This window comes from Roseateles sp. P5_B10 (assembly GCF_056400485.1).
Map to the genome: position 1 here is coordinate 1 of NZ_JBFULE010000891.1, position 2,054 is coordinate 2,054.

The window sequence follows — 2,054 nt, forward strand, 5'->3', positions numbered from 1 at the left end:
GCCCGGGATGCCTGCGAAGCCGGCCACGAACACGTTCGTGAAGGTCTCGAAGGAGATTTCCGTGCTCAGGCTGCTGTCCAGCATCCAGACCACGAAGGGCAGCAGCAGGAACATCAGGAAGCCGCTGATGCGATGCAGGATGGAGACGATGCCGGCAGGCGGGAGGCGGTAGCTGACGATCTGTGTGACGTGAATATTGGTATAGACCGGTCTTTTCTTGACACTGTCCGTCATGGTCGAGCCTGCGTAATCAATGTGAAACCGAAAGATTCTAGGGCCTAGATCCCCGTCAACCTTCGCACTTGCTGCACTGCGGCATTGTCAGATTCAGTTCAACTCATTGAGGTAGTGGTCTGCTTCGGTGTGGTAAAGCCCGCGACGCAATTCGACCGGTCGGTCGCCATAGGTGAACGCCACGCGCTCGACACTGAGCAGGGGTGCGCCGTCGGCAACACCCAGCAGTTCGGCGGCCTCGGCGGTGGCCGCCACTGCACGCAGCTTCTCCTCGGCGCGCACCATGTGCACCTGGAAGCGCTCCTCGAACAGCGCGTACAACGTGCCGGGGTAGGCGTTGATGACTTCGCTGCTGAGCCCGCGGAAGTGCCGTTCCGGCAGCCAGAGGTCGTCGAGCACGACAGCGCGGCCGCGCCGCAACAGCAGCCGCCTGACCTCGAGGACGGGCTCGGACGTGCGCAGATGCAGGGCCCGCGCCGTCTCGGCTGTCGCCCGCGCCCGCCGGCAATGCAGCAGCTCGCGCGTGAGGCCGGTGGTGCCATCGTCGGCCACCAGGCGCAGGAAGCGGTAGGCGTCGCGCGGCGCGGTATGCGTCGACACAAAGGTGCCGGCGCCCTGGCGGCGCTCGACGACATGGGCCGCTGCCAGTTCGTCCATCGCCTTTCTGACGGTGCCCGAACTGGCATGGAAGCGCTCGGCCAGCGCGGCCTCGCTGGGCAGGGCGTCGCCCGGCCGCCACTCGCCCGCTGCCAGCGCCGCAACGATCAACTGGCGGATTTGCTCGTACAGGGGGGCGGGCGGCCTTGGCTTCATTGGGGGCATGCGCGCATTGCAGCACAGGGTATGCCCGTACACTTCCCCGCCTTCAGGCGATGCGCGCGGCGCCGCCTAGACACCAGCTTCATCAACTGTCCCCGGAGATCTCCATGAGCAAGAAACCCGTTCGCGTCGCCGTCACCGGCGCAGCTGGCCAGATTGGCTACGCCCTGCTGTTCCGCATCGCCTCCGGCGAAATGCTGGGCAAGGACCAGCCCGTCATCCTGCAGCTGCTGGAGATTCCCGACGAGAAGGCTCAGAACGCGCTGAAGGGCGTGATCATGGAACTCGAAGACTGCGCCTTCCCGCTGCTGGCCGGCATCGAGGCCCACAGCGACCCGATGACCGCCTTCAAGGACACCGACTACGCCCTGCTCGTCGGCGCCCGCCCGCGCGGCCCCGGCATGGAACGCGCCGACCTGCTGGCCGCGAACGCCCAGATCTTCACGGTGCAGGGCAAGGCCCTGAACGCCGTCGCCTCGCGCAACGTGCGCGTGCTGGTGGTCGGCAACCCCGCCAACACCAATGCCTACATCGCCATGAAGTCGGCCCCGGACCTGCCGGCCAAGAACTTCACCGCCATGCTGCGCCTGGACCACAACCGCGCTGCCTCGCAAATCGCCTCCAAGACCGGCAAGCCGGTCGGCTCGATCGAGAAGCTGGCCGTCTGGGGCAACCACTCGCCCACGATGTACGCCGACTACCGCAACGCCACCATCGACGGCCAGTCGGTCAAGGCGCTGATCAACGACGAAGACTGGAACCGCAACACCTTCCTGCCGACCGTCGGCAAGCGCGGCGCGGCCATCATTGCCGCTCGCGGCCTGTCGTCGGCCGCCTCGGCTGCCAATGCCGCCATCGACCACATGCGCGACTGGGCGCTGGGCACCAACGGCAAGTGGGTGACGATGGGCATCCCCTCGGGCGGCGAATACGGCATCCCCAAGGAAGTCATGTTCGGCTACCCCGTCACCTGCGAAGGCGGCGAGTACAAGATCGTGCAG

3 protein-coding genes are annotated in these 2,054 nt (G+C 66.4%); 1 reads left to right on the plus strand and 2 read right to left on the minus strand.

The window, feature by feature from the left end; all coding sequences use genetic code 11:
• Both sdhC and AC1DU6_RS28925 read right to left on the minus strand, forming a co-directional pair.
• The coding region (sdhC, locus tag AC1DU6_RS28920; protein WP_477861370.1) for a succinate dehydrogenase, cytochrome b556 subunit at positions 1–234 on the minus strand (234 nt) is incomplete at its 3' end.
• 93 nt (positions 235–327) lie between these two features.
• Complete coding sequence (locus AC1DU6_RS28925) at positions 328–1,047, minus strand: GntR family transcriptional regulator (RefSeq protein WP_235531945.1); 720 nt, start codon at positions 1,045–1,047, stop codon at positions 328–330.
• A gap of 113 nt (positions 1,048–1,160) precedes the next feature.
• Between AC1DU6_RS28925 and AC1DU6_RS28930 the strand changes: the two genes are divergently transcribed.
• A partial coding sequence (locus AC1DU6_RS28930; RefSeq protein ID WP_477861372.1) for a malate dehydrogenase occupies positions 1,161–2,054 on the plus strand: 894 nt, incomplete at its 3' end.